Source organism: Hydrogenophaga sp. (assembly GCF_018780385.1).
GTDB lineage: Bacteria > Pseudomonadota > Gammaproteobacteria > Burkholderiales > Burkholderiaceae_C > Hydrogenophaga.
In genome coordinates this window covers 48539-74210 of the sequence record NZ_JADMJO010000005.1, presented here as the reverse complement: position 1 = coordinate 74210, position 25672 = coordinate 48539, and the positions used below count along the sequence as shown (strand labels likewise).

Annotated in this window: 25 protein-coding genes; 15 read left to right on the top strand and 10 right to left on the bottom strand. The window is 67.6% G+C overall.

The genetic code is table 11. The features are described 5' to 3' along the window. Window positions 1-1040, top strand: a 1040-nt coding sequence (gene tgt, locus IV113_RS05410; RefSeq protein WP_291081621.1) for a tRNA guanosine(34) transglycosylase Tgt, incomplete at its 5' end; no start/stop codon positions are given. Between the two features lie 9 nt (window positions 1041-1049). On the opposite strand, the gene IV113_RS05405 is transcribed toward tgt, so the two are convergent. Further along, on the bottom strand, window positions 1050-2591 hold the full coding sequence (locus IV113_RS05405) for an amidase (protein WP_291081620.1): 1542 nt from the start codon (window positions 2589-2591) through the stop codon (window positions 1050-1052). 27 nt (window positions 2592-2618) lie between these two features. Continuing rightward, entirely contained in the window at window positions 2619-3575 is a 957-nt protein-coding gene (locus IV113_RS05400) for a tripartite tricarboxylate transporter substrate binding protein (RefSeq protein ID WP_291081627.1), read from the bottom strand. Window positions 3576-3743: 168 nt separating this feature from the next. On the opposite strand from IV113_RS05400, the gene IV113_RS05395 reads away from it, so the two are divergent. The 4 genes from IV113_RS05395 (at window position 3744) to IV113_RS05380 (ending at window position 7842) form a co-directional block, all read left to right on the top strand. Continuing rightward, the gene (locus IV113_RS05395) at window positions 3744-4742 is read left to right on the top strand and encodes a LysR family transcriptional regulator (RefSeq protein WP_291081619.1); all 999 of its coding nucleotides are present in this window, start codon (window positions 3744-3746) and stop codon (window positions 4740-4742) included. Between the two features lie 91 nt (window positions 4743-4833). Continuing rightward, on the top strand, window positions 4834-6114 hold the full coding sequence (locus tag IV113_RS05390) for an FAD-binding oxidoreductase (protein ID WP_291081618.1): 1281 nt from the start codon (window positions 4834-4836) through the stop codon (window positions 6112-6114). A 72-nt stretch (window positions 6115-6186) separates the two neighbouring features. Continuing rightward, window positions 6187-6624, top strand: coding sequence for an inner membrane protein YiaA (gene yiaA, locus IV113_RS05385; protein WP_291081617.1), 438 nt, complete (start codon window positions 6187-6189; stop codon window positions 6622-6624). A 24-nt stretch (window positions 6625-6648) separates the two neighbouring features. Beyond that, complete coding sequence (locus tag IV113_RS05380) at window positions 6649-7842, top strand: MFS transporter (protein WP_291081616.1); 1194 nt, start codon at window positions 6649-6651, stop codon at window positions 7840-7842. Here IV113_RS05380 and IV113_RS05375 read toward each other — a convergent pair. The 3 genes from IV113_RS05375 to IV113_RS05365 are packed head-to-tail and all read right to left on the bottom strand — an operon-like array spanning window position 7839 to window position 9652. Next, window positions 7839-8651, bottom strand: coding sequence for a DUF2145 domain-containing protein (locus tag IV113_RS05375; protein WP_291081615.1), 813 nt, complete (start codon window positions 8649-8651; stop codon window positions 7839-7841). The genes IV113_RS05380 and IV113_RS05375 overlap by 4 nt on opposite strands. Before the next feature lie 10 nt (window positions 8652-8661). After that, a complete protein-coding gene (locus IV113_RS05370; protein WP_291081614.1) occupies window positions 8662-9117 on the bottom strand; it encodes a hypothetical protein in 456 nt (151 codons plus the stop codon). A 34-nt stretch (window positions 9118-9151) separates the two neighbouring features. After that, a complete protein-coding gene (locus tag IV113_RS05365; RefSeq protein ID WP_291081613.1) occupies window positions 9152-9652 on the bottom strand; it encodes a YiaA/YiaB family inner membrane protein in 501 nt (166 codons plus the stop codon). A gap of 199 nt (window positions 9653-9851) precedes the next feature. Between IV113_RS05365 and IV113_RS05360 the strand changes: the two genes are divergently transcribed. Together IV113_RS05360 and pyk are read left to right on the top strand one after the other, a co-directional pair. After that, window positions 9852-10346 carry a hypothetical protein gene (locus tag IV113_RS05360; RefSeq protein ID WP_291081612.1) on the top strand — a complete coding sequence of 165 codons (495 nt, stop codon included), beginning with the start codon at window positions 9852-9854 and terminating at the stop codon, window positions 10344-10346. Between the two features lie 106 nt (window positions 10347-10452). Then, window positions 10453-11886 (top strand): pyruvate kinase, encoded by a 1434-nt coding sequence (gene pyk / locus IV113_RS05355; protein WP_291081611.1) that lies wholly within the window; start codon window positions 10453-10455, stop codon window positions 11884-11886. Between the two features lie 142 nt (window positions 11887-12028). Here pyk and IV113_RS05350 read toward each other — a convergent pair whose 3' ends face one another. Then, complete coding sequence (locus IV113_RS05350) at window positions 12029-12796, bottom strand: DUF481 domain-containing protein (protein ID WP_291081610.1); 768 nt, start codon at window positions 12794-12796, stop codon at window positions 12029-12031. 197 nt (window positions 12797-12993) lie between these two features. Between IV113_RS05350 and IV113_RS05345 the strand changes: the two genes are divergently transcribed. Together IV113_RS05345 and fba are read left to right on the top strand one after the other, a co-directional pair. After that, window positions 12994-13893, top strand: coding sequence for an alpha/beta hydrolase (locus tag IV113_RS05345; RefSeq protein WP_291081609.1), 900 nt, complete (start codon window positions 12994-12996; stop codon window positions 13891-13893). Between the two features lie 76 nt (window positions 13894-13969). Next, complete coding sequence (gene fba, locus IV113_RS05340) at window positions 13970-15034, top strand: class II fructose-bisphosphate aldolase (RefSeq protein WP_291081608.1); 1065 nt, start codon at window positions 13970-13972, stop codon at window positions 15032-15034. A 157-nt stretch (window positions 15035-15191) separates the two neighbouring features. Here fba and IV113_RS05335 read toward each other — a convergent pair whose 3' ends face one another. Beyond that, on the bottom strand, window positions 15192-16019 hold the full coding sequence (locus IV113_RS05335) for an IclR family transcriptional regulator (protein ID WP_291081607.1): 828 nt from the start codon (window positions 16017-16019) through the stop codon (window positions 15192-15194). A 216-nt stretch (window positions 16020-16235) separates the two neighbouring features. Here IV113_RS05335 and IV113_RS05330 point away from each other — a divergent pair, with 216 nt between their 5' ends. The 3 genes from IV113_RS05330 (at window position 16236) to IV113_RS05320 (ending at window position 20018) form a co-directional block, all read left to right on the top strand. Next, window positions 16236-17924, top strand: coding sequence for a long-chain fatty acid--CoA ligase (locus tag IV113_RS05330; protein WP_291081606.1), 1689 nt, complete (start codon window positions 16236-16238; stop codon window positions 17922-17924). Between the two features lie 64 nt (window positions 17925-17988). After that, window positions 17989-18999, top strand: a complete 1011-nt coding sequence (locus IV113_RS05325) for a tripartite tricarboxylate transporter substrate binding protein (RefSeq protein ID WP_291081605.1) — start codon at window positions 17989-17991, stop codon at window positions 18997-18999. Window positions 19000-19109: 110 nt separating this feature from the next. Further along, complete coding sequence (locus IV113_RS05320) at window positions 19110-20018, top strand: phosphoribosylaminoimidazolesuccinocarboxamide synthase (protein ID WP_291081604.1); 909 nt, start codon at window positions 19110-19112, stop codon at window positions 20016-20018. On the opposite strand, the gene trxA is transcribed toward IV113_RS05320, so the two are convergent. After that, on the bottom strand, window positions 20019-20927 hold the full coding sequence (trxA, locus tag IV113_RS05315) for a thioredoxin (protein WP_291081603.1): 909 nt from the start codon (window positions 20925-20927) through the stop codon (window positions 20019-20021). 147 nt (window positions 20928-21074) lie between these two features. Between trxA and purE the strand changes: the two genes are divergently transcribed. From purE to IV113_RS05300, 3 genes are read left to right on the top strand one after another with little or no spacing between them, the layout of a single operon-like run. Continuing rightward, window positions 21075-21563, top strand: a complete 489-nt coding sequence (gene purE / locus IV113_RS05310) for a 5-(carboxyamino)imidazole ribonucleotide mutase (protein WP_291081602.1) — start codon at window positions 21075-21077, stop codon at window positions 21561-21563. 10 nt (window positions 21564-21573) lie between these two features. Then, window positions 21574-22812: a 5-(carboxyamino)imidazole ribonucleotide synthase gene (locus IV113_RS05305; protein WP_291081601.1), complete on the top strand. Its 1239-nt coding sequence runs from the start codon at window positions 21574-21576 to the stop codon at window positions 22810-22812. A gap of 7 nt (window positions 22813-22819) precedes the next feature. Beyond that, window positions 22820-23833, top strand: a complete 1014-nt coding sequence (locus IV113_RS05300) for an L-threonylcarbamoyladenylate synthase (RefSeq protein WP_291081600.1) — start codon at window positions 22820-22822, stop codon at window positions 23831-23833. Here IV113_RS05300 and IV113_RS05295 read toward each other — a convergent pair whose 3' ends face one another. Then, entirely contained in the window at window positions 23834-24103 is a 270-nt protein-coding gene (locus IV113_RS05295) for a SemiSWEET transporter (protein WP_291081599.1), read from the bottom strand. 52 nt (window positions 24104-24155) lie between these two features. Then, window positions 24156-25664, bottom strand: a complete 1509-nt coding sequence (gene dacB / locus IV113_RS05290; RefSeq protein WP_291081598.1) for a D-alanyl-D-alanine carboxypeptidase/D-alanyl-D-alanine-endopeptidase — start codon at window positions 25662-25664, stop codon at window positions 24156-24158. Window positions 25665-25672 lie beyond the last annotated feature (8 nt).

Below are 25672 nucleotides of genomic sequence, written 5' to 3'. Positions count from 1 at the left end.
TGCCGCAAAGCCTGCACGACATGGGCGCGCAGATCATCCTGGGCAACACCTTCCATCTGTGGATGCGCCCGGGCCGCGAGGTGATGAACAGCTTCGGCGGCCTGCACGCCTTCGAGCAGTGGCACAAACCCATCCTCACCGACTCGGGCGGCTTTCAGGTGTGGTCGCTCGGCGCCATGCGCAAGATCACCGAAGAAGGCGTGACCTTCGCCAGCCCCGTCAACGGCGACAAGCTCTTCATGTCGCCCGAGGTCAGCATGGACATCCAGACCGGCCTGAACAGCGACATCGTGATGCAGCTCGACGAGTGCACGCCGTATGAAACCAACGGCCACCTCACCACCGAAGCCGAAGCGCGCAAGAGCATGGAAATGAGCTTGAGGTGGGCCAAGCGTTCGCAGGACGAGTTTGCAAGGTTGGAGAACCCCAATGCCCTGTTCGGCATCGTGCAGGGCGGCATGTTCGAGCACCTGCGCCAGGAGTCGCTGGACGCGCTGGTGGACATGAATTTTCCCGGCTATGCCATCGGCGGCGTGAGCGTGGGCGAGCCGAAAGAGCAGATGCTGCAGATCATGGCGCACACGCCGCACCGCCTGCCCGCCCACAAGCCGCGTTACTTGATGGGCGTGGGCACGCCCGAAGACCTGGTGCAGGGCGTGGCCGACGGCGTGGACATGTTCGACTGCGTCATGCCCACGCGCAACGCGCGCAACGGCACGCTGTTCACCCGCTTCGGTGATCTGAAGATCCGCAACGCGCGCCACAAGACCGACCACCAACCGCTGGACACCACCTGCACCTGCCACGCCTGCGCGGGCAAGAGCGGCGTGAGCTGGGACGATGGCGGGCGCGACGGCTTCAGCCGCGCCTACCTGCACCACCTGGACCGCTGCGGCGAAATGCTCGGCCCCATGCTGGCCACCATCCACAACCTGCACTACTACCTGAACCTCATGCGCGAGGTGCGCGAGGCGCTGGACGCGGGGACATTCAACGCGTTCCGGGCGCAGTTCAAGGCGGACCGCGCGCGCGGCGTCTAGGGACAGCCTCTACACAACCGACACCGAGGCGCCGTCGTTGGGCAGGTGGGCGAAGGCGTCGTCCGGCGGCGCGGTCACGATGGAGCGCAGCGGCGGATGGGCCGCCTGCAGGGTCGCGGCATCGGGACGCGGGCGGCGCAACAAGGCGTTGCCGCCAAAGGCCTGCTCCATCGCGCGCGCCGCGGCGAGCACACGCCGGTCGCCCCGGAATGGCCCCACCACCTGCAGCCCGAACGGCATGCCCCTCGCATCGGTGCCGCACGGCAGCGAGATTGCCGGGTGCGTGGTGAGCGTGACCACGTAGGTCAACGCGAGCCAGCGGTAGTAGTTCTCCTGCTGACGACCGTCGATCACGTCGACATGGGATTGGGTCCATGGGAACGGTGATACGGGCGTGGTCGGCGAGAGCACCAGGTCGTAGCCGGCAAAGACGGGCTGAAAGCGGCCAACGATGCGGGTCTGCTCGGACTGGGCCCACGCACAATCGAGCAGGCTCATGCGGGTGCCCATCTCGTAGTTGGCGCGTGGGTTGGGGCCCAGGCTGCCCGGGTCGCGCTCGTAGGTCGCCCGCATGCCGGCCACGAAGGCCTCGGCGCGCAGCACATCAAAACAACGGTGCACGTCCCCGAGATCGAAGCTCACCTCATCGCAGACGGCGAACAGGTGCTTCATGGCCGCGATCTTTTCGCGGAACGCGGCGCGGATGCCTGGGTCCACGTCGCAGGCACCAAAGTCTTCGGTGTAGGCCATACGCAGGCGCGAGAGGTCGCAGGCGCCCGGATCGAGGAAGGACAGGGCATCCAGCGGATGACTCAGCGGGTCGCCCGGGTGCATGCCGGCGGAGGCCGCCATCTGCAGGCAGGCGTCGTCCACGCTGCGGCCCATCGGCCCCACCACCGAGATCGGCGACCACCCCAGCGTCTTGCGCACGCTGGGAATCACGCCCGGCGAGGGCCGGAAACCCACGACCCCGCAACAGGCGGCGGGAATGCGCAGCGAGCCCCCGGTGTCCGAGCCGGTGCAGATCGGCAGCATGTCCAGCGCCAGCGCTGCCGCGGAGCCGCCCGAGGAACCACCCGCATTCAGGTCGGGGTTGAACGGGTTGCCGGTGGCGCCCCAGACAGGATTGCGGCTGTTCGCGCCGGCGCCCATCTCGGGCACGTTGGTCTTGCCCACCAGGATGGCGCCGGCGCGGCGCAGGCGCGCCACCAGCTCGATGTCTCTGGACGGCACATGGTTGCGAAACGGCGGTGACCCCGAGGTCGACAGCAGGCCGGCGGTGGGCTCGAGATCCTTCACACCCAGCGGCAGGCCGTGCAGCAGCCCCAGGGCTTCGCCCCGCATGACCGCCTGCTCGGCGGCGCGCGCTTCCTCGCGCGCCCGCTCGAAGCAGGTGGCCGTGACCGCGTTGACGAACGGGTTGACGGTCTCGATGCGCGCGATGCAGGCATCGAGCAGTTCGACCGGTGAGAGTTGCCGGGCGCCAATCAGGCGCCGCAAATCGACGGCCGAGGTTTCCAGCAAGGAAGCGGAGGACGTGGAAGAGAACATGCGGGTCGATGGGTGGTCGGGGTGGGGTCAGTCGGCCTGGATGTTGGCTCGGCGGGCCACGGCGCGCATCAATGGCAGTTCCTTCTCGATCTGCGCGATCGCGGCCGCGCTGCTCGGCAGGGTCGGCTCCGCGCCCTGCTCCAGCAGCGACTTCCTGAACGCCGGCTCGCTGCCGACGGCGGCCAGCGCTTTTTCCAGCTTGCCTAGCACGGCGGGCGGCATGCCCTTGGGACCGACCACCATGATCCAGGTGTCGGCGTTGACGTCCTTGTAGCCAGCTTCAGCGAAGGTGGGCACGTCCGGGAGCTGCGACGAGCGCGTGGCCGTGGTCACGGCGATCGCCTTGACCTTGCCGGCCTTGATCTGCGGGATGGCGGCCGTGACGGTGTCCACCGAGAACGGCACCTGGCCGCCCATGAGGTCGGTCATGGCCGGTGCGCTGCCCTTGTAGGGAACGTGCATCAGACGGGCGCCGATGGCTTGCAGGATGATCTCGGCGGTGAAGTGCGAGGTCGTGCCGGCACCGAAGGACGCGTAGGAGTACTTGTCGGGCGTGGCCTTCGCTGCGCCCACGAACTCCTTGACGTTGTTGACGGGGACGTCCTTGTTGGCCAGCAGGATCAGCGGAATGCGGCCCACGATGCCGATCGGGTCAAAGCTCTTGACCGGGTCGTAGGGCAGGTTCGGGCGGATGGCCGGGTTCACGGTGAAGGTGGAGCCCGAACTCAGCAGCAGCGTGTAGCCATCGGCCGGCGCCTTGGCCACCAGGCCTGCACCCACGACGGTGCCCGCGCCAGCGCGGTTGTCGATGACCACGGGTTGCCCGAGCTTGTCCGACAGGCGCTTGCTGACCAGTCGGCCGATGGTGTCGGCGCTGCCGCCCGGCGGGAACGGAATCACCAGCGTGATCGGGCGGCTGGGGTAGACACCTTGTGCCACCGCGGGCTTGGCGCCCAGCGAGGCAGCCAGCGCAGCGGTCGCCATCAACAAGACGGCGGCGCGGCGGTGGGCGGGTGAAGCGGTGCGGGGCGTGTGAATCATGGTGGACTCCGGTGGTGGTGAGGTCATCGTAAAAAAAGTGTCACAGTGCAGCAATAGCAATGTGCAGAACTTTTCTTTGCGATAAACGCAATGCTGAAGTAGGCTTTCGCGATGAACACCCGCCCACCCCCCACCGTGTCGACCACCACCCGGAAGGCCACCCGCAAGCCTGTCAACCAGCGCGTGCTGCAGGAGGTGGCGCTGCGCTACTTCGTGGAGGTGGTCCGCGCCGGTTCGGTGACCGAGGCGGCCAGCCGCCTCGACGTTGCGCCGTCTGCCGTGAGCCGACAGATCGGCCGACTGGAGCGGGAGCTCGACACGCTGCTCTTCGAGCGCAAGGCGCGCGGCATGACGCCGAACGCCGCCGGTGAACTGCTCGCCGCCCATGCGCGCCGGGCCTGGCTGGACGTCGAACGCGTGACCGAAGAAATCCTCGCGCTGCGCGGGCTGCGCACCGGAGAAGTCCGCATCGCCGCGACGGAAGGCTTCGCCTACGAGTTCCTGCCCTCGATGGTCCTGGAGTTCCAGAAAAAATGGCCCGGCATCCATTTCGCGCTCGACATGGTCGCGCAGGCCGAGGTGGCCCGCCGCGTGCGGGACGGTGAGGTGGACATCGGCGTCACCGTCAGCCTGTCGTCCGAACGTGGCCTGACCGTGGAACACCGCCACCCGTCCCCGATCATGGCCGTGATGGCCATCGACCACCCCATGGCCGCGCGGCGCCTGGTCTCACTCGCCCAAGTGACAGCCTACCCGCTGGCGCTGCCATCCAAGACATCGACCCTGCGACAACTGCTGGACATCAGTTGCAGCCGCCAGGGGTTGCAGTGCGACGCGGTGATCACCAGCAACCAGCTCTACCCCCTGATCAACTACGTGTCGGAGTGCCAGGCCATCACGTTCTGTGGGGAGGCCGCGTTGCGCCGGCGGTTGGTGGAAGGTCGCATCACGGCGGTGCCCCTGCGTGACCGCGAGATGAACGAGCGGCATTTTGAAGTGCAAACCCTGGCCGGCCGGCATCTGCCCGAGGCGGTGCGCACCTTCGTGACCTTCCTGCGCGAGCAGATCCTCGAGGAGGAGCGGCTGGAGGGCAAGGCCGCCCGCGGCTGACCCTTGCGTTTTGGGCAATCCATCTTTCCCGTTGTGGCGTTGGCTGGAATGGTGATGCTTCGGATAATCCAGCATTCCCGATCGCATCACCATGCCGCACAACGCCATCCTTCCCACCTCCAGCCGAGCGCACACGAAAAAGGACGTCTTGGTGCTGGGTGCCGGCATGGTCGGTACCTGCACGGCGCTGCAGCTCGCGCTGCGTGGGCATTCGGTGACCCTGGTGGATCGCCGCGAACCCGGTCGTGAAACCTCGTATGGCAACGCCGGCCTCATCCAGTGCGAGGCCGTGGAGCCCTACCCGTTCCCGCAGGACCCTGCCGTGCTGCTGCGCGTGGCCCTCAAGCAGGGTGCCGATGTGAACTACCACCTGGACGCCATCCCTTCGCTGGCGCCCGCGCTTGGCCGGTACTGGGCCAATTCACGCGGTGCGCGCTACCAGAGGATTGCCCGCGAGTACGGGCAGCTCAGCAGCCGTTCGGTCCCCGAACACGCGTCGCTGATCGAGCTGGCGGACGCTGGCGATCTCGTGCGCCGCGACGGGTACCGCATGGTGTTCCGCACCCAGGCCGGTCTGGACGCAAGCGTGCGCACGGCCGAGCGCCTCCAGCGTGATCTGGGCGTGAACTTCCGAGCCATGACCGGTGACGAACTGGCCGTGGCCGAGCCCTCACTCAAGCTGCGTCTTGCCGGTGCGGTGCACTGGACCGACCCCTGGTCCGTGTCCGACCCGGGCGAACTGGTGCAGCGCTATGCGGACCTGCTGGTGCGGCGCGGTGGCACCATCGCCCGGGGCGATGCACTGACCTTGCGCGCCAGCGGCGCGGGCTGGCAGGTGCAGTGTGAGCACGGCGCCATCGAGGCCGAGCAGGCCGTGGTGGCGCTGGGCCCGTGGTCCGATCAGTTGATCCGCCCGCTGGGCTACCGCTTCCCGCTGTTCGTCAAACGCGGCTACCACCGCCACTTCCAGCCGCGCAGCGGCCCGAACCTGGCCATCTTCGATGCCGAGCGGGGCTATGTGATGGTGCCCATGAAACGCGGCGTTCGCGTGACCACGGGCGCCGAGTTCGCGCGCCTGGATGCGCCCTCCACCCCGGTGCAGATGGCCCGCGCCGAGACATTGGCGCGCGAGCTGCTGGATCTGCCCCACCCGGTCGAGAGCGTGCCCTGGCGCGGCGCTCGCCCCTGCACCGGCGACCTCAAGCCCGTGATCGGGCCGGCACCCCGGCACAAGGGGCTGTGGTTTCACTTCGGCCACGGGCATCAGGGCTTCACCATGGGGCCGGTCAGCGCGCGCCTGCTGGCCGAACAGATGGATGGCGACACCACCATCATCGACCCCACGCCCTTCCTGCCTCAGCGCTTTCTCTGAAGCCGCCGGGGGGCGGCCATGCCCCCCGACTCCTTTACATTGGGGGCCCAACACCCACCCAGGAGGATTCCCATGCAAACCCACCCGACCAAACCCACGGGCGCATTTGTCGCCGCCTCCTGGGCAGCCCTGCTGGCAGGTGCCCTCACTTTCCTCGCCGGCCTGTGGAACGCCGCGATGCCGCTCAACGAAAAGGGCTACTACTTCACTCTGCTGATGTACGGCCTCTTCTCCGCCGTGTCGCTGCAAAAGTCCGTGCGAGACCGGCTCGAAGGCATCCCCGTGACCGGCATCTATTACGGCCTGTGCTGGTTGTCGCTGGGTCTGGCGGTTCTTCTGCTGGCCGTGGGTTTGTGGAACGCCAGCCTGGCCGACAGCGAAAAGGGCTTCTACGCCATGGCATTCCTGCTGGCGCTGTTCGGCTCCGTCACCGTGCAGAAGAACATCCGCGACGCGGCCCGGTTCAAGGGTGACTCGCAGCCCGACGACGAGATGCCCACCGCCGGTTAGACCCCGGGCTACAGTCGGCGACCGATGCCCCACACCGACGCCATCACGTCCCCCCGAGTCCCCCGCCACATCCTGCCCATCCTGGTGCTGGCCCAGTTCATGGGCACGTCGCTGTGGTTCGCGGTCAATGCGGTCATGCCCGACCTGCAGCGCGAACTGGGCTGGCCCACCAGCGCGGTGGGCACGCTCACCTCGTCTTTGCAGTTCGGCTTCATCGCCGGCACGCTGGTGTTCGCGCTGCTCGCCATCGCCGACCGCTTTGCGCCGCGCCGTGTGTTTCTGGTGTGCGCGTTGGCGGGTGCGGCCTGCACCATGGGCGCGTGGTGGATGGTGCGCGACTATTCGGCGCTGCTGGTCTGGCGCTTTGCCACCGGGTTCTTTCTCGCGGGCATCTACCCGGTGGGCATGAAGATCGCCGCGCAGTGGTACACGCGTGGCCTGGGTGGTGCGCTCGGCCTGCTCATTGGTGCGCTGGTGCTCGGCTCGGCCAGCGCCCACGCGCTGCGTGCGCTCGGCGGCGCCCTGCCCTGGCCCACGCTCATGCTGGGCGTGGCCGCGCTGGCCGCGGCCGGCGGCCTGCTGCTGTTCTTCGGCACCAGCGACCCACCGGGCGCGCAAGCCCGCGTGACGGTGCTGCAGTGGCGCGCGCTGGCCACGCTGTGGACCGATGCGCGCGTGCGCAGCTCGGTGCTGGGCTACTTCGGCCACATGTGGGAGCTCTACACCATGTGGGTGATGGTGCCGCTGGTGCTGGCCACGCGACTGCAGGGCAGCGCGCTGTCATGGGCGGCGTTTTTCGTGCTGGGTGCCGGCGTGATCGGTTGCGCTGGCGGCGGCTGGGTGGCGCAACGTTGGGGCAGCGCGCGCGTGGCGGGCACACAACTGGCCATCAGCGGCCTGTGTTGCCTCTTGGCATTCGTGATGATCGATGCGAGCGACACGCTGTTCTATGCCTGGCTGGTCCTCTGGGGCATCACCGTCTCGGGCGACTCGCCGCAGTTCTCCACGCTCACCGCGCGCAACGCACCGCCACAGGCCGTGGGCAGCGTGCTCACGCTGACCAACAGCATCGGCTTTGCGATCTCCATCGTGAGCATTCTTCTGTTTGTCTCGCTGGCCGACACCGTGGCGCTGGGCGCGCTGCTGCCCTGGCTGGCGATCGGGCCCGCGCTGGGGCTGTGGGCCCTGCTGCCGCTGCTGCGCGAAGAACGCAACTAAGGCATCAGCTGCTGCAGCGGGCCAGCCAGCCCGGCGCGCTCCAGCCAAGCAAACGCCGAGTCCACCGTCACTGTCTCGATGCGGTCGGCAAACCGTTTGTCGTTCGGGTGGTCGTCGAACGCAATGTGGGCCGAACTCACACGCGCACCCAGGCGGGTGAGCGCGCCCAGTTGCAGCGTGGTGGGCTGGTAGCCCTTGAAGCGCAGCCAGGCCTGGGCCTGCTCGCGGGTGGTCACCCCCGGCTCGGCGACTGACGCCAGCATTTCAAGCGCCCACTGGTTGGACTGCTGGTAGCGCGTGGCCCACGGATAGCTCAGCATGTTGTAGGCCCGGGTGTGCAAAGCGGTGCTGCGCGCCGGGTCGGTGAGCAGGGCGAGCAGCGACCCCTGCAGCGCGGGCGCGGGCACCATCCATGCGGCCTCATGCCGCCAGAGATCGTCCAGGAAGAATTCCCCCAGGCCCTGGCGGTACAGCGCGCCCTCGGCCGAACCGCAGCTGTTGAGCTTGTGCAGCACGCGCCAGGGGCCCTCGGCGGTCTTGTAGGCCCAGCCCAGGTGCGAATAGCGCAACCGGTATTTGCTCAGGTCCTGCCCGGCGCGGGCCAGCACCACCACCCGAGCGCCGCTGCGGGCATGTTCGGCGTCCAGCGCCTGCGAGGTGCGCAGTGCCAGGTTCATGCCCTGCTCGATGGAGCGGGCTGTCAGGGGTTTGGCTTCGCAGGAGCGGCCGGCGTGCGCGGCGGGTGCCGCCAGCAAGGCCAGGGCGACGGCGAGGCCTGCGAGCCAACGCGAGGCAAAAGCGTGCGTCATGGGGGGCTCCTCAGTGGGTGATGCGTTCGTTGTGCAGCAGGGCACGACCCAGTTCGTTCGGGATGAAGGCCAGCACCTCGCCGGCGGCCGAGAGCAGCACGCCGGTACCGATCACGCTGACCACCACCACCGTGCCCACGCCCATGGAAACGGCCGAGACTGCGCGGCCCGAGACCTCGACGCTCGCACGCGCGCCATCCGACACCCGCTCCAGCACGTAGACCGTGCCGCTGGCCGTGACTTCCACCACCTTGACCACCAGCGAGGCACCGGTCACCGACAAGGCCACCGGCACCACGCTCACCGCCGCCGCGCCGACCGAGGCCGCACCCACCACCGAAGCCACCGGCAGGGCCGACAGCGCCACCGACACCTCGCTCTGCGCACGGGCCGGACTCGTCGAGATGACGAAGGCCACCGCTGCCATTGCAGCGATCGAGCGCCAGGAAAAATGCACTGGGTTCATGTTCAAGCTCCTTGAAAAAAGTTGTGACAGGGATTCATTCGCCGACGGTGACACGCTCGCTCAGCGCCTGCTGGCGACCCGCCATCTCGCCTCGCACACGGGCTTCGATGAGGTCGGCCTCATGGCGGTCGCGCAGCGTCTTGGCCAGCGTGAAGGCCGAGGTCACGAGGTACAGCCAGCTCACGCCCAGGTAGGCGCGGTAGGTGTCGTTGATCTCCATGCGCAAGAGGCCCCAACCGGTCAGGCCCATGGCCACGGCAAAGCCGCCCCACACCACCAGGCGCCACATCGGCGTCTCGGCCTCGCCGGCTTGCGCGGCTTGCTGGCTGTCCCGCACCGCCTTGGACAGCACGAACACGGTCGACAGACAGAACACATAGCCCATCACCATGAACGCCCGGTCCAACGCCTGACCCGGCAAATACGCCAGGCCGGTGGCGCAGAGGAACACGGCCGCGCCGAACGAAACCCAGACCTGGAACTGCCAGGCGCGGGTGTCGCGCATCACGATGAGAGGAGATCGGTTCGAAGCCATGAAAAAACCTTTGCGGTTGTTGAAGGTGGCGCGATGGTGGAGTGAACGCCTTCCAAAGGGCGCAACATCCTGATCCAGTAGCCACAATCTTGCACATTGGCATCGAATATCGATACTTTCCCAGGCCGGTGAAGTCGTCCCCGGCTTTGGTCTACTCACCAGACACAACTTTGCCGTGCGCCACGCATCTCACGCCCATATGAAAAAAGTCCTGCTCTGCGTCATCTGGCTGCTGTTCGCCGCGGGCGCATCGGCGCAGGCGCTGTGGCAGGGCGTACCCGCGGGCGCCACATCGGCCGAGGTGCAGGCCTTGATGCCCGAAGCACGGGTCGCGCCAGGTGATCCGCTGTCCAAAGACGAGGGCGTGCAGCTGGAGATTCCGGTCCACGAGCTTGCCGGCGCGCGCTTCAAGGTGTCGTTCGTGTTCAAGGCAGACAAGCTGCAACGCGTCACCCTGCTGGCCAACGAAGGCTCGGCAGACGGGGCACGAGCGCTGGGGCAGCGCCTCACCACCTTGCTGCGTTCACGCTACGGGCTCGAGATGAGCACCAAGAGCCGCGGCGCCACCTCGTCGCTGACCATCGACCGCCAGTGGTCCTTCCGGCGCACCAGCGTGCATCTGCACGTGGTGGATGAGACATTCGTCCGCCTGGACTACAGCGGCCAGGTGCCGCCCCGCACCAACCGGTTGTGAGCCCGCGCGGATGTCGCGGGCATGTAACCGGTTTCACAGATAATTGAAACCAAATTACACCCGGGGCGATTCAAGCCCGGCCATCCACCGACAGGAGACACCCCAAATGCCCATGCGCGCCACCAAGATCGTTGCCACCCTTGGCCCTGCTTCCAGCGACCCGGCCTTGCTCGAAGCCATGATCCGCGCGGGCGTGAACGTGGTCCGCCTCAACTTCTCGCACGGCACCGCGCAGGACCACATCGACCGCGCCACGCTGGTGCGCGCCGCGGCCCAGCGCGCCGGGCGCGAGGTCGGCATCATGGCCGACCTGCAGGGCCCCAAAATCCGCGTCGGCAAGTTCGCCGAAGGCAAGGTGATGCTGGTGCCGGGTGAAAAATTCGTGCTCGACGCTTCGCGCACCGAGCCGGGCAACCTCGAAGGCGTGGGCCTGGACTACAAGGAACTCCCCCGCGACGTGAAGGCCGGCGACACACTGCTGCTCAACGACGGCCTGATCGTGCTGACCATCGACAAGGTGGTGGGCCCGGCGGTGCACACCACGGTGCATCTCGGCGGTGAGCTGTCCAACAACAAGGGCATCAACAAGCAGGGCGGCGGCCTGACCGCGCCCGCGCTGACCGCCAAGGACATGGACGACATCAAGACCGCCATGGGCCTGAAGGCCGACTACGTGGCGGTGAGCTTTCCCAAGAACGCGACCGACATGGAACTGGCGCGCCAGCTGTGCAACGTGGCCGGTGCGGCCGAAGGCCACAAGCCGGCCCTGATCGCCAAGATCGAGCGCGCCGAAGCCATCCCCGAGCTCGCCAACATCCTGAAGGTGTCCGACGGCATCATGGTCGCGCGGGGTGATCTGGCGGTGGAAGTGGGCAACGCGGCCGTGCCCGGCCTGCAGAAGCACATGATCCGCCTGGCCCGCGAGATGGACAAGGTCGTGATCACCGCCACGCAGATGATGGAGTCGATGATCGTGAACCCGGTGCCCACACGCGCCGAGGTGAGCGACGTGGCCAACGCGGTGCTCGACGGCACCGACGCCGTGATGCTGAGCGCCGAAACGGCTGCCGGCAGGTACCCGCTGGAGACCGTGAAGGAGATGGCCAACATCTGCTCGGAGGCCGAGAAGGCCGAGTACAGCGAACTCTCGGCCGATTTCAAGGGCAAGACCTTCAAACGCATCGACCAGTCGATCGCCATGGGCGCGCTGTTCACCGCGCACCACCTGGGCGCCAAGGCCATCGTGGCGCTGACCGACTCGGGCTCGACCGCGCTCTGGATGAGCCGGCACAACGTGCGCATGCCGATCTACGCCATGACACCCAACCTCTCGACCCAGCGCCGCATGACGCTCTACCGCAACGTGCGCCCGCTGCTGATGGACAACAGCGCCGACCGCGACTCCGCGCTGGCCGACGCGGAAGCCCACCTGAAGAAGCGCGGCATCGTGCAGACCGGCGATGTGTACGCGATCACCGTGGGCGAGCCCATGGGCCAGGCCGGTGGAACCAACACACTGAAAATTTGCAAGGCAGGGTAAGGAAGCACCCCCCGCCGCGCTTTGCGCGACCCCCTCAAGGGGGGCGCACCCTTGGACCGGCGAAGCCGGATCCGCGGGAGCTCTGAATGGAAACCACGCGCGCCGGAAGGCAATCCGGCGCCGGGCCGGAGCGTGGGGGCATTCAATCGAATCGGAGGGACACGCCAGTCACGAACATGGCGTCGCCCTTTTCCAGATGGGTGCCAGGGTCGCTGTCGTACCGGTAGCTCAGACCCGCTGACAGGTTGATCGTCGGCGTCATCGCGACGGTGAGGCCGGTGTCCAGCACCGCGCGGTACTTGCCTGAATCGCGAAGGTTCGGATACAGCGTGAACTTCTGGCGCAGGCTGGTGGTGTCGGTCAGCCGGTGGCTGGACTCCTCCGCCAGCACCAATTCGACACGGCCATATTTGTCTCGCGTCGCGCCCGCGATGTTGGTGGGCGCGACGAAGCGGTCGTGCGAATAGCCCAAGCCGACGGACACGTCGAAGAACCCACCGTCTTCGCGCCACAGGTGGCGCCCGACGCCGCTGGCCACCGAATACCGGGCCGCGATGTTGGCCAGCTTGTCGCGCAGCGTCTCGCCCGAGCCGAAGCCGAACCAGTCGGGCGAGATGTCGCGGTTGTACTGGGTGCGCAGGCCGTAGCGATCGGTGGTGGCCACGCCGGCGTTGCGCGCATGGTCGGCCTTGGCGACCCAGGTCCATTTGTCGTAGGGGGTCTGTTGCGCGCCCTCGGCCGCCAGATTCAGCGTGCCGGCGACGTTGTTGCCCGACGACACGTTGGCACCGGCCGTCAGCAGGTAGCGCCAACGGCCGTCGGGTTCGAGGGTCACCTGCGCCTGCGAGAGGGCCGGTGCGAGCAGGGTCGCGGCGGAGGTCAGCGTCACGATCAGGGAGCGACAAGGCATGGTGGTTCCGTTCAATTTCCAGATCAGGAGGTGTCTTCACCCCAGGGATGTTTTGCAAAGTGTCCTTGGAGGGTGCCATGTTGCAGCGCCACAGTTCCCCGCGGTTGTGTGACGATTGGTATCTGGACACACACTGCTCCCCGTTCGGCACCCCCACCCACCTGAATCCAGCGGGCGATGGCCTGCGTACACATGGCATGAATTCACCGCATCCCGCTCCCTCGACAACGCTCGCTCGACGCCGCTGGCTCACTTTGCTGGGCCTGGCTCCGCTGCTGCAAGCCTGCTCCCCCTTCCGTCTGATCAACGCCACCGTGCCGTCGAACACCCACACGGTGCTGCGCGGTGAGGCGTACGGCAACGCCGAGCGCCAGCGGATGGACGTGTACTTGCCGGTGGACAAGACGCCCGACGCGCCGATGGCCGTGTTCTTCTACGGCGGCAGCTGGAGCAGCGGCGAGCGCGCCGACTACAAGTTCGTGGGTGAGGCGCTGGCCTCACGCGGCATCGTCACTGTGGTGGCCGACTACCGCCTGAGCCCCGAGGTGCGCTACCCGGTGTTCCTGCAGGACTGCGCACTGGCGGTGCGCTGGGCGCGCGACAACGCACGGCGTCTCGGCGCATCTCCCTCGCGCCTGTTTGTCACCGGCCACAGCGCGGGGGCCTACAACGCGGCCATGCTCGCGCTCGACGCGCGCTGGCTGGCCGAGGTGAACATGCGGGCGACCGAGCTCGCGGGCTGGGCTGGTTTGGCGGGCCCCTACGACTTCCTGCCGATCGTCCTTCCCGAGGTGCAGCTGGCCTTCAACTGGCCCGACACACCCGCCAGTTCCCAGCCGCTCTTTCACGCCCCCGCCGGCACTGGCTTGAAACACCGCGTGCTGCTTCTGGCCGCCAGAAGCGACACGGCGGTGAACCCCCAGCGCAACACACTGGCCATGGCACAGGCCCTGCAGCAGCGCGGAACAAAGGTGGAACTGGAGCTGTTCGACCGTCTCAACCACGTCACGCTGATCGGTGCCATGGCCCCACCGCTGCGCGGCCTGGCGCCTGTGTTGGACCGCTTCAGCAGCTTCCTGCTGCAGCGCCCGACCTGACGCCATTGAGCCGGTGCGGCACGCGCCGTAAAATCGCCAGTTACCGACCGGTTACCAACTGACTTAAGGGATTCTCATGGCGCTCGTTTCCATGCGCGAACTGCTCGACCACGCGGCCATCCACGGCTACGGCATTCCAGCGTTCAACGTCAACAACCTCGAACAGGTGCAGGCCGTCATGGCCGCTGCCCACGAAGCCGGCGCACCGGTGATCCTGCAGGCCAGCGCCGGTGCGCGCAAATACGCCGGTGAGCCCTTCATCAAACACCTGATCCAGGCCGCCGTGGAGTCCTACCCACACATCCCGCTGGTGATGCACCAGGACCACGGCCAGAACCCGGACGTGTGCCGCGGTGCGATCGACCTGGGCTTCAGCTCGGTGATGATGGACGGCAGCCTCGAAGGCGACGGCAAGACGATCGCCAGCTACGAATACAACGTGGACGTCACCCGCAAGGTGGTCGACATGGCCCACAAGCTCGGCGTGACGGTGGAAGGTGAACTGGGTTGCCTGGGCAGCCTGGAAACCATGCAGGGCGACAAGGAAGACGGCCACGGCACCGACGCCGTGATGACACGCGAACAGCTGCTGACCGACCCCGAGCAGGCCGCCGATTTCGTCAAACGCACCCAGCTCGACGCACTGGCCATCGCCATCGGCACCAGCCACGGCGCCTACAAGTTCACCCGCAAGCCCACCGGCGACATCCTGGCGATCGACCGCATCCAGGAAATCAACCGCCGCCTGCCCAACACCCACCTGGTGATGCACGGCTCCAGCAGCGTGCCGCAAGACCTGTTGGCCGTGATCAACCAGTACGGCGGCCAGATCAAGGAAACCTACGGCGTCCCGGTCGAGGAAATCCAGAAGGCCATCCAGTTCGGTGTGCGCAAGATCAACATCGACACCGACATCCGCCTGGCCATGACTGCCGCGGTGCGCAAGTTCCTGGCCGAGAACCCCGACAAGTTCGACGCCCGCGAATGGCTCAAACCCGCGCGCGAAGCCGCCAAGGCGATCTGCAAGCAGCGCTACATCGAGTTCGGCTGCGAAGGCCAGGCCAGCAAGATCAAGGGCGAGAGCCTGCAGGTGGTGGCGGCCAAGTACGCCAAGGGCGAACTCGCGCAGGTCGTGCACTGACCGGTGTCGGCTCAAGCGCTTTTTCATGACGCCACCCTTGCGGTGGCGTTTTTCATGGCGGTGCGCAAGGCTCCGACCAGAGGTACCGCCGGGCCGGCTTTGCCGGACGGCAGGTGCCGCCCCCTTGAGGGGGTAGCGCGAAGCGCTGCGGGGGTGTTCAATCTTCCCAACCCGCTGCCTGGATTGCCGCCACGATCTCGCGCCCGGTCTTCACCAGCGCCGGGCCAAAGTCTTCGTGCAGCAAGGCACCCTGCAGCCGCGAGGCCGGCCCACCCACCGTGAGCGCCAGCGGCTCGCGGCCATCGCCGAGGTCCAGCCCCACGCCAATGGCGGCGATCTCGCTTTCCCACTCCGACGCCGACACCGCATAACCGCGCTCGGCGCAATCCGCTTCGGCGCGGTGCAACCCGGCCTCGCGCGCTGGCCACAGCGCCGGGTCCTGCGCCTGCAACCGGCGCGCCATCAAGGCCTGCATGCCGGGCGTGGCCGTGCACCAGATCGCGCGGCCCATCGCCGTTTCAGCGAACGGCAACCGCGTGCCCACATCCAGCCCGAGGATGAGCCGCGCCGTGCTGCGGCAATGCGCCACGTAGACAACCGACGTGTCGTGCCGCATCCCGAGTGAAATGGCGGCCTGGGTGTGCTCGGCCAAGGTTTCCATGAACGGCCGCGCGATGCGCCCGACCTGGAAATTGGACAAGACGCTGAAGCCCAGCGACAGCACCGCCGGACTCAGCGCGTACTCGCCAGTGGCCGCGCGGTGGCGCAGGTAACCCAGGCTGGTGAGCGTGAACGTGAGTCGCGAGACGGTGGCCTGCGGCAGGCCGGTGCGGCGCGCCAGCTCCTGGTGCGCCAGCCAGCGGTCGGCCGGGCTGAAGCAGCGCAGCACGGTGAGACCGCGCGCGAGTGCGGTGATGAAACGGCGGTCGTCGGCCGGGTCCGCCTCGGCGAGCGGCGTGGGTGGCGTGTGGCGGTGACGGCCCATGGTCAGTTTCCTTTTTCTGCAGATCGGAATATGTGAGGCCTTGGCATTCAACGTATTCCGCAGAACGGAATTTATAAACAATTTTCGCCTTCGCTACATGCTCGGTTTCCCTGAGATGGATTTACAGACTCTGTGGGCACACCGTATATTGATCGCGATCCATCAATTTTCCGCCCAGCGGAATGACAGAGCCCCACCCCCACGCTGCTTGCCTGCATGACGTCCCCCACCCCGGCCCACTGGCCGCCCGGCCTGCCACAGCACCTCACGCTTCCGCAGACGCACGTCTTCTTCAATCTGGAGGTGTCGGCCCGGCGCTACCCCGACAAGCCTTTCATCGTGTTCTACGACACGGTGCTCACCTATGCGGCGTTCCTGCGCGAGACCGAATCCCTCGCCGGCCACCTCCAGCAGGTCTGCGGCGTGCAGCCGGGCGACCGCGTGCTGCTGTGCATGCAGAACAGCCCGCAGTGGGCGCTGGCGTTTTACGCCATCCTGCGCGCGGGCGCGGTGGTGGTGCCGGTGAACCCGATGAACCGCGTGGAGGAGCTGCGCCACTGCCTCACCGACAGCGGCGCGCAAGTGGCCTTCGTGGCGCAAGACCTGTTGCCGCAGGTGCGCCCGCTGCTCGCGCCTGAAGGCGCCGGTCTGCGCCATGGGGTTGTGGCCACCTACAGCGACCACCTGCGCATGCCCACCGACCTGGCGGTGCCCGACTTCGTGGCCGCCCCGCGCGAGCCGCTGACCGAGCCCGGATTCGTGGCCTGGGCCGACGTGGTGGCCAGCGCCATGGCACCCGGACCCCTGACCACCGGCCCCGACGACCTCTGCGCCATGCCCTACACCTCGGGCACCACCGGCCTGCCCAAGGGCTGCATGCACACACACCGCAGCGTGATGAGCACGCTGGTGGGCGGGGTGCGCTGGTTCGGCACCGCGTCCGACGCAGTCTGCCTCTCGGTGCTGCCCTTCTTCCACGTCACCGGCCTCACCGGCAGCCTGAACGGGCCGCTCTACATGGGCGCCACCATCGTGGTGCTGGCGCGCTGGGACCGTGAAACCGCCGCGGTCTGCATGCAGCGCTACCGCGTGACCATGTGGCAGGCGATCTCGACCATGGTGATCGACTTCCTCGCGCACCCGCAGCTGGAGCGCTTCGATCTTGGCAGCCTGCGCTGCGTGCGCGGCGGCGGTGCGGCCATGCCCGAGGCCCTGGCCGCTCGCCTCAAGGCGCTCACCGGGCAAGACTACATCGAGGGCTACGGCATGTCCGAGACCATGGCCGCCACCCACATCAACCCCACGCACCGGCCCAAGCGCCAGTGCCTCGGTCTGCCGGTGTTCGACGTGGACGCGCGCGTGGTCGACCCCGACACCCTGGCCCGGTTGCCCCCCGGCGAGACCGGCGAGATCGTGGTGCACGGGCCGCAGGTGATGCAGGGCTATTGGCGCAACCCGCAGGCCACGCAAGAGGCTTTCGTCACCATCGACGGCCAGCGCTTCCTGCGCACCGGCGACCTCGGCCACGTGGACGAGGACGGCTACTTCTTCATGACCGACCGCCTGAAACGCATGATCAACGCGAGCGGCTACAAGGTCTGGCCCGCCGAGGTCGAAGCGCTGATGTACCACCACCCCGCCATCCAGGAAGCCTGCGTCATAGGCGTGCGCGACGCCAGGCGCGGCGAGTCCGTCAAGGCGCTGGTCGTGTTGCGACCCGAACACCGCGGGCAGGTGACGGAGCAGGACGTGATCGACTGGGCGCACGGCCACATGGCCGCCTACAAAAGTCCGCGCACCGTGGAATTCGTGGAGGCGCTGCCCCGCTCGGGCAGCGGCAAGGTCATGTGGCGCGAACTGCAGGAACAGCAGGCCGCGCGCGATGCCACCGCCCCTCCCCCTTGAGCACCCACGCGGCGCGAAGCGCCGCAACCACCGCCAAAACGGCATCCCCCAGAAGGAGACAAGCATGAAGAACACACCGTCCACTCCCCCATCGCAGCGCCGCCGCGCGCTGATGCTGGCCGCGGTCACCGCCACGGCCGCCGCCGGCGTGGCCCCCTGGAGCGTGGCCAACGCACAAGCCCAGGCCTACCCCAGCCGCCCGGTCACGCTCATCATTCCGTGGCCCGCTGGCGGCTCGACCGATCGCCACCTGCGCACACTGGCCGAACTTGCCTCCAAGCACCTGGGCCAGCCCATCGTGGTTGAAAACAAACCCGGTGCGGGCGGCACTCTGGGCCCCAGCACCATGGCGCAGACCGCCAAGCCCGATGGCTACACCATCGCGCAGTTCCCGCTGGGCATGCTGCGCATGCCGCACATGCAGAAAACCAACTGGAACCCGCTGACCGACTTCAGCTACATCATCGGCGTGTCGGGCTACACCTTCGGCCTCACCGTCAAGGCCGACTCGCCCTACAAGACGTTCAAGGACTACGTCGAGGCCGCGCGCAAGCAGCCCGGCGCGATCAACTACGGCTCCACCGGCACTGGCAGCAGCCCGCACCTGCTGATGGAAGAACTGGCCGGCAACGCCAAGGTGCAATTCACCCACGTGCCCTTCAAGGGCAACGCCGACCTGCAGTCCGCCCTGCTCGGTGGCCACGTGATGGCGCAAAGTGATGCCACCGGCTGGGACAAGTTCGTGGACAGCGGCGAGATGCGCCTGCTGGTGACCTTTGGTGAACAGCGCACCAAGCGCTGGCCCGACGTGCCCACCGCGCAGGACCTCGGCTACAACGTCGTGTCGAGTTCTCCCTACGGCCTGGTCGGCCCCAAGGGCATGGACCCGGCCATCGTGAAGACGCTGCACGACGCGTTCAAGAAAGCCATGGACGACCCCAAGCACCTGGAGGTGCTGGGCCAGCTCAACCAGGCCATGTGGTACCGCAACGGTGACGAGTACCGTCAGTGGGCGGCCGAGACCTTCACCAAGGACAAGGCGCTGATCGAGCGCCTGGGGCTGGCGGCCAAATAAGGGGTCACCCACCACGGGGTTGCCAACTTGCGATAATCCCCCGGAATGGTTCAAAGCCCGTTGGCTGTTCAACGGGCTTTTTTCTTGTCCCGCTTTTTCCCGATCCGATCATGACCTCTGCCTTGCACACCTCGGCCCTCACCTCCCTGCCCCTGCTGGCGCGCGGCAAGGTGCGCGACAACTACGCCGTGGGCGACGACCGCATCCTGATGGTGGCCAGCGACCGCATCAGCGCCTTTGACGTGATCATGGGCGAGCCGATTCCCGGCAAGGGCGAGCTGCTCACGAAGCTCTCGCTGTTCTGGTTCGACAAGCTCGGCCCCAACGGCCTGAACATCTGCCCGATCCACCTCACCGGCGACGCGCCCGAGAGCGTGGTCTCCGCGGCCGAGGCGCCCCAGGTCACCGGCCGCTCGATGCTGGTGCAGCGCCTGAAGCCCATCCCGGTGGAAGCCGTGGTGCGCGGGTACCTGGCCGGCAGCGGCTGGAAGGAATACCAGGACAACCAGGCGGTGTGTGGCGTGAAATTGCCCGCTGGTTTGCAGAACGCATCGAAGCTGCCCGAGCCGATCTACACGCCCGCGGCCAAGGCGGAGATGGGCGAACACGACGAGAACATCACCTTCGAGCAGACCGTGGCCATGATCGGCCCCGAACTGGCCGCGCAGATCCGCGACGTGTCGATCGCGCTCTACAAGGCCGCAGCCGAGATGGCGCTGCAGAACGGCATCATCATTGCCGACACCAAGTTCGAGTTCGGCCTGGACAAGGCCGGCAAGCTGGTGCTCATGGACGAGGTGCTCACGCCCGACAGCTCACGCTACTGGCCGGCCGAGAGCTATGTGGTGGGCCAGAACCCGCCGAGCTACGACAAGCAGTTCCTGCGCGACTGGCTGGAGACCGCGCAGGTGGGCGGCAAGCCCTGGGACAAGACGCCGCCGGCCCCGCGCCTGCCCAAAGAGGTGATCGAGAAGACCGCAGCGAAGTACCAGGAAGCACTGACGCGCTTGATGGGCTGATCAGCTCAAGACGACCGAAGAAAGGCGACGCCGGTAGGTCGCCACCGTCGGGTCTTCCGGCGGCACCTGGCCTTCGGCCACCTTGGGCTTGGGCGGCTCGATGATGTCGAGGATGGCAATGAAGGTCTTGCGCGCGAGGTCTTCGCTCCAGGCCTTGTCGCGCATGAGGATTTCCAGCAACTCGTCCATGGCAGGCACCCATTCGCCGTGCGCCATCAGCAGTTGGGCGAGTGCGAAGCGCGATTCAAAATCGCGCTTGTTGGTGGCAATCGCGGCCTGCAATTCGGCAGCGCGCGCTTGCGGGTCGACCACCTCGGCATGCGCGTCCCGCGCGGCCATCCAGCGCCGCAGCGAGTCGAGCCGGCGCACACCGGCCGCCTTGGCGATCACGGGCGCAAACGCCACTTTGGCGTCGTCGTCCAGACCGAGCTCCAGCAGCAGCTTCACCAGATCGAAGCGCGCGTCGTCGTTGTCGGGGTCGGTCTTCACCGCTTCCTGGCGCTTCTCCAGCGCACCTTCCAGGTCGTCATCGGCGATGGCTTCCTGGGCATCTTCTTCCTCGGCCATCGCTTCGAGCTCGTCGGCCGGGGGCAGGTGCTTGTCGAGGAATTCCTTGATCTGGCCTTCGGGCAGCGCGCCCATGAAACCGTCGACAGGCTGGCCGTTCATGAGCAGCACGCAGGTGGGGATGCTGCGGATACCGAAGGCCGCGGCGAGTTGCTGCTCCTGGTCGGAGTCGATCTTGACCAGCTTGAAGCGCCCGGCGTAGGCGGCCTCGACCTTTTCCAGCAGCGGGCCGATCACCTTGCACGGGCCGCACCAGGGGGCCCAGAAGTCCACCAGCACGGGCGTGTGGTGCGAAGCTTCGATGACCTCGGCTTCAAAATTGGCGATGGTGACGTTGATCATGGGGGGAGGCCTGAAGGGGGAGCGATACAGAGCAGCCGGTGCCGAGGGGGCGAACCGTAAAATCGACACTTTACCGGAGAGCGCCATGCCTGTTCATGCGCCACCGGGCTCCGCCCCCGCCGGGGGCGCATCGGCCAGAGGCAACACATGAACCCCATCCAAGTGGGCGTGGTCATGGGCTCCAGCAGCGACTGGGACACCATGCAGCACGCCGTGCAGATCCTGCAGGATTTCGGCATCTCGTTCGACGCCCGCGTGGTCTCGGCGCACCGTATGCCCGACGACATGTTCACCTATGCCGAGAGCGCGGCCGGGCGGGGCATGAAATGCATCATCGCGGGCGCCGGCGGCGCGGCCCACCTGCCGGGCATGCTGGCCGCCAAGACGGTGGTGCCGGTGCTCGGCGTGCCGGTGGCCAGCAAACACCTCAGCGGCGTGGACTCGCTCCACAGCATCGTGCAGATGCCCAAGGGTGTGCCGGTGGCCACCTTTGCCATCGGCGCGGCCGGCGCGGCCAACGCGGCGCTCTTCGCCGTGGCCATGCTGGCCAACGAAGACACCGCGCTGCGCGAGAAGCTCGAAGCTTTCCGCGCACAGCAGACCGCCGCCGCGCGCGGCATGACCCTTCCTCTGTGACACCACTCCCATGAGCCTCAAGACCATCCTCCCTGGCAGCACCTCGCCCACCGGCCAGCAGACCACGCTCGGCGTCATGGGCGGCGGCCAGTTGGGGCGCATGTTTGTGCAGGCGGCGCAGGCCATGGGCTATTTCACGGCGGTGCTGGACCCCGACCCTGCGAGCCCCGCCGGCCTGATCAGCCATTTCCACATCCAGACGCCGTTTGATGACGAACAAGGCCTGGCTCAGCTGATGCAGCGCTGCGAAGCCATCACCACCGAATTCGAGAACGTGCCGGCGCCCGCGCTGGTCACGCTCGGCGCGCACCGCCCGGTGGCGCCCTCGGCGAGTTGCGTGGCGGTGGCGCAGGACCGCATCAAGGAGAAAGCGCATTTCGTGCAGTGCGCGCCGGTCAGCGGCGTGTTCCCCGCGCCCTATGCGGCCATCACCACCGACGCGCTGCTGGCCGCAGTACCGGCGGATCTGCTGCCCGGCATCCTGAAGACCGCGCGCCTGGGTTACGACGGCAAGGGCCAGGTGCGTGTGAGCACGCGCGAAGAACTCGCATCGGCGTGGGAAGACCTGAACAAGGTGCCCTGCGTGCTGGAGAAGCTCATGCCGCTGCGCGGCGAGTGTTCGGTGATCGTGGCGCGTGGCGCCGATGGCCAGACGGTGAGCTTCCCGGTGCAGAAGAACACGCACCACGACGGCATCCTGGCCATCACCGAGGTGTTCGACGGCGCGCTGGACCCGACCCTGGCCGCGCGCGCGCAGGCCAGCACGGCAGCCCTCGCCCAGCACCTCAACTACGTGGGCGTGTTGTGCGTGGAGTACTTCCTGGTCGACACGGCCAACGGCGGCGCGGACCTGATCGTCAACGAGATGGCGCCCCGCCCGCACAACAGCGGCCACTACACACAAGACGCCTGTGACATCTCGCAGTTCGAAGCGCAGGTGCGCGCGCTGGCCGGCCTGCCCCTGCCCACGCCGCGCCAACACAGCCCGGCCATCATGGTCAACCTGTTGGGTGATCTCTGGTTCGCACCCAATGCCGTGCGCGAGAAGGTGAGCGAACGTGGGGTGTCGCCGCCCTGGGCGCAGGTGCTCGCACTGCCCGGCACCCACCTGCACCTCTACGGCAAGCTGAGCGCGCGCGCCGGTCGCAAGATGGGCCACCTCAACATCACCGCGCCCACGGTGGCGCAAGTGCGAGCGACCACGGCCGAGGTCTTGCGCTTGCTCGGCTTGCCTCCGCTCGACGCCTGATCACCCCATGCCGCTGCTGCTGAACGCCGTCGATGCGTCTGCCGTGAAGCAGGCAGCGCAACGGCTGGCCGCCGGTTCGCTGGTCGGCATGCCGACGGAGACCGTGTATGGCCTCGCGGCCGACGCCGACAACGCCACGGCGGTGCACCGCATCTTCGAAGCCAAGGGCCGCCCGGCGGATCACCCGCTGATCGTGCACCTGGCCCCCGGCACCGGTGCGCAGGGCTGGCGCGGCGGGGTCGACCACTACGCGCGTGATGTGCCGGCCTTTGCCACCGAGCTCATGAACGCCTTCTGGCCCGGCCCGCTCACACTCATCCTGCCGCGCCGGGAAGGCGTGGCGGCGGTGGCGGCCGGCGGGCAGGACTCGGTGGGCTTGCGATGCCCGGCCCACCCGGTGGCTCAAGCGCTGCTCACGGCGGCCGCCGCGCACGGCGTGAGCGGTGTGGCCGCGCCCAGCGCCAACCGTTTCGGCCGCGTGAGCCCGACCACCGCCGCCCATGTGGCCGACGAATTCGCCGCGCTGTCGGATGCCGACCTGCTGATCCTCGACGGGGGCGCCTGCCCGGTGGGCATCGAGTCCACCATCGTCGACGCCACGCGTGCCTGGCCCGTGCTGCTGCGCCCCGGCATGGTCACCTCGGCGCAGATCGAGGCGGTGTGCCAACAGCCGCTGCGCGAACGCGACGACACCGCGCCGCGCGCCTCGGGCACGCTCGAATCACACTACGCGCCACGCGCCAAGGTGCGGTTGATGGACGCCCAACCCTTGCAGACCGCGCTGGACTTGCTGGGGCCCGATGCGCGCCACATCGCGGTGTACGCCCGCACGCCCATCAAGGCTGCGCGCGGCGTGAGCGTGCGCCGCATGCCCCTGGATGCCGCACGCAGCGCACAGGAACTGTTTGCGGTGCTGCGCGAACTCGACGCCACCGGCGTGCGCTTGATCTGGGTGGAAACACCGCCGATTGATGCGGCGTGGGACGGCGTGCGCGACAGGCTGGTGCGCGCGGCAGCCTGATCAGCTTTGAGGCACGCGCCCGTAACGCAGCTTCATCACCAGGATCGACAAGGCAAGCACCAAGGTGATGGAGTTGGCCACCACCACGGGCCAGGCCCCCAGGCTCAATCCGTAGATGAGCCAGAGCGCCACGCCCAGCGTGAAGGCGCTGTACATGCCGAGCGAGATACCGCTCACGTCGCGGCTCTTGAAGGTGAGCCAGGCCTGCGGCACAAAGCTGGCCGTGGTGAGGAAAGCGGCACAGAAGCCGATGAATTCGCCGAGTTGCATGAGCACAATGATACGGACCGGGCCAGCGACGCGGGCTTCAGTCGGACTGCATTCAGTCGGGCTGCGAAGCGGTCCACTCCACCAGCGCTTCCAGCGCCGGCCGAGCCGCGGGCGCGTTGGGGTGGTTCACGAAACCGACCACCACATACCGCGCGCCATTGACCGCATTCACATAGCCGGCAATGCCCGTCACATCCTTGAGCGTACCGGTCTTGAGCTGGGCGTTGCCGCGTGCCGCGCTGCCGGGCGCGCGGGCCATGCGGGCCGCGGTGCCGCTCACGCCGGCGATCGAGAGGGAACTGGCGAACCGCTCGCCCTGCGGGTGGCGGCTGGCGTGGCGCAGCAGATTGGCCAGGGCCTCGGACGTGATGCGCTCTTCGCGCGACAGCCCCGAACCGTTGTCCATCACCGGCACCACGCTGCGGATGCCGAAGGTGCGCTTCCACCAGTTTTCCAGCACCTCGCGCGAGCGCTCGAACCGGGCCGGACGCATGGGCACGAGCCGATCGGTCACGGAGCCCTGGGACAACACCGGTTGAGGGGCTGGCGTGGGCACCAGACGCCCGAGTGTGAGGAACACCTGCTGCGCCATCACGTTGTTGCTCCACTGGTTCACGTCGGTGATGATGTCCGAGAGCGGCAGGGACGCGGCTTCGTGCAGCAGGGTGGCGCCCACCGGCGTGAGGCCGGTGCGCGCATGGCCCGTGATGGCGCCGCCGCTCGCGCGCCACAACCCCTCCATGGCGCGGGTGGCGTAGCTCGCCGGGTCCTGGTAGGCCACGGGCCATTTGAGTTCACCGCAGCTCTGCGGGTAGCGGCCTTCGAACCGGATGGTGTTGGCGTCATCGAAACGCGCCTGCAAGCCCCCGCGCCAGTCACCGCAGCCAGCGCCCACACGTGCCAGCGGCACGGTGGCGTCGATCGTGAGCCCGGCCATCGGTGGCTCGCTGATCACGCGCGCCACGCCGTTGGCGCCATCGGGCTGGAAGGTCAGCACGACCGATTTGAAGTTGACCAGCAGCGCGTCGGGCGTGGCGTTGTACGGGCGCAAGGCTTCACCGTCAAAAGCACCGGGGTTGGTGGCGGCGAGTTCGAAGGCGCTGTGGTCGAGCACGATGTCGCCCACCACCACGCGCACGCCCTTGTCTTGCAGGGCAAAAAACGCGCCCTGGATGCGCTCGAGCACGAATTTCGGATCGCCATCGCCACGCACGTACAGGTTGCCGCGCAGCACGCCCTGGTCGATCGTGCCGTCGGTGTAGAAGCGGGTGTTCCAGGTGTAGTCGGCGCCCAGCAGGTCGATCGCGGCATAGGTGGTCACCAGCTTCATCACCGAAGCCGGGTTCACCGGCACGCTGGCGCGAAAACGCAGCCGCTCTTCGGCCTTGTTGTCCACCGACACAACCAACGCGGACAGCGCACTGGGCGGCACCTGCGCACGCTTGAGGGCCGCCACCACGGTGGGCGGCAAGGCGCCGTATTCGGCCGGCAGCTGGGCGCAGGCCGGCAGCGCCAACATGGCCGGGATCAGCAGGACAAACAGGGAGCGGGGGAAGGACATGTGTTTCA

Bases quoted from the DNA above. Each gene is read 5' to 3' on its own strand.
- yiaA (WP_291081617.1), top strand. From the start codon at position 6,187: ATGCAAACCCACCCGACCAAACCCACGGGCGCATTTGTCGCCGCCTCC.
- IV113_RS05300 (WP_291081600.1), top strand. From the start codon at position 22,820: ATGCCGCTGCTGCTGAACGCCGTCGATGCGTCTGCCGTGAAGCAGGCA.
- IV113_RS05305 (WP_291081601.1), top strand. From the start codon at position 21,574: ATGAGCCTCAAGACCATCCTCCCTGGCAGCACCTCGCCCACCGGCCAG.
- IV113_RS05365 (WP_291081613.1), bottom strand. From the start codon at position 9,652: ATGGCTTCGAACCGATCTCCTCTCATCGTGATGCGCGACACCCGCGCC.
- IV113_RS05335 (WP_291081607.1), bottom strand. From the start codon at position 16,019: ATGGGCCGTCACCGCCACACGCCACCCACGCCGCTCGCCGAGGCGGAC.
- IV113_RS05350 (WP_291081610.1), bottom strand. From the start codon at position 12,796: ATGCCTTGTCGCTCCCTGATCGTGACGCTGACCTCCGCCGCGACCCTG.
- IV113_RS05370 (WP_291081614.1), bottom strand. From the start codon at position 9,117: ATGAACCCAGTGCATTTTTCCTGGCGCTCGATCGCTGCAATGGCAGCG.
- IV113_RS05360 (WP_291081612.1), top strand. From the start codon at position 9,852: ATGAAAAAAGTCCTGCTCTGCGTCATCTGGCTGCTGTTCGCCGCGGGC.
- IV113_RS05405 (WP_291081620.1), bottom strand. From the start codon at position 2,591: ATGTTCTCTTCCACGTCCTCCGCTTCCTTGCTGGAAACCTCGGCCGTC.
- IV113_RS05295 (WP_291081599.1), bottom strand. From the start codon at position 24,103: ATGCAACTCGGCGAATTCATCGGCTTCTGTGCCGCTTTCCTCACCACG.
- purE (WP_291081602.1), top strand. From the start codon at position 21,075: ATGAACCCCATCCAAGTGGGCGTGGTCATGGGCTCCAGCAGCGACTGG.
- IV113_RS05320 (WP_291081604.1), top strand. From the start codon at position 19,110: ATGACCTCTGCCTTGCACACCTCGGCCCTCACCTCCCTGCCCCTGCTG.
- pyk (WP_291081611.1), top strand. From the start codon at position 10,453: ATGCCCATGCGCGCCACCAAGATCGTTGCCACCCTTGGCCCTGCTTCC.
- IV113_RS05400 (WP_291081627.1), bottom strand. From the start codon at position 3,575: ATGGCGACCGCTGCGCTGGCTGCCTCGCTGGGCGCCAAGCCCGCGGTG.
- fba (WP_291081608.1), top strand. From the start codon at position 13,970: ATGGCGCTCGTTTCCATGCGCGAACTGCTCGACCACGCGGCCATCCAC.
- dacB (WP_291081598.1), bottom strand. From the start codon at position 25,664: ATGTCCTTCCCCCGCTCCCTGTTTGTCCTGCTGATCCCGGCCATGTTG.
- IV113_RS05380 (WP_291081616.1), top strand. From the start codon at position 6,649: ATGCCCCACACCGACGCCATCACGTCCCCCCGAGTCCCCCGCCACATC.
- trxA (WP_291081603.1), bottom strand. From the start codon at position 20,927: ATGATCAACGTCACCATCGCCAATTTTGAAGCCGAGGTCATCGAAGCT.
- IV113_RS05390 (WP_291081618.1), top strand. From the start codon at position 4,834: ATGCCGCACAACGCCATCCTTCCCACCTCCAGCCGAGCGCACACGAAA.
- IV113_RS05395 (WP_291081619.1), top strand. From the start codon at position 3,744: ATGAACACCCGCCCACCCCCCACCGTGTCGACCACCACCCGGAAGGCC.
- IV113_RS05345 (WP_291081609.1), top strand. From the start codon at position 12,994: ATGAATTCACCGCATCCCGCTCCCTCGACAACGCTCGCTCGACGCCGC.
- IV113_RS05375 (WP_291081615.1), bottom strand. From the start codon at position 8,651: ATGACGCACGCTTTTGCCTCGCGTTGGCTCGCAGGCCTCGCCGTCGCC.
- IV113_RS05325 (WP_291081605.1), top strand. From the start codon at position 17,989: ATGAAGAACACACCGTCCACTCCCCCATCGCAGCGCCGCCGCGCGCTG.
- IV113_RS05330 (WP_291081606.1), top strand. From the start codon at position 16,236: ATGACGTCCCCCACCCCGGCCCACTGGCCGCCCGGCCTGCCACAGCAC.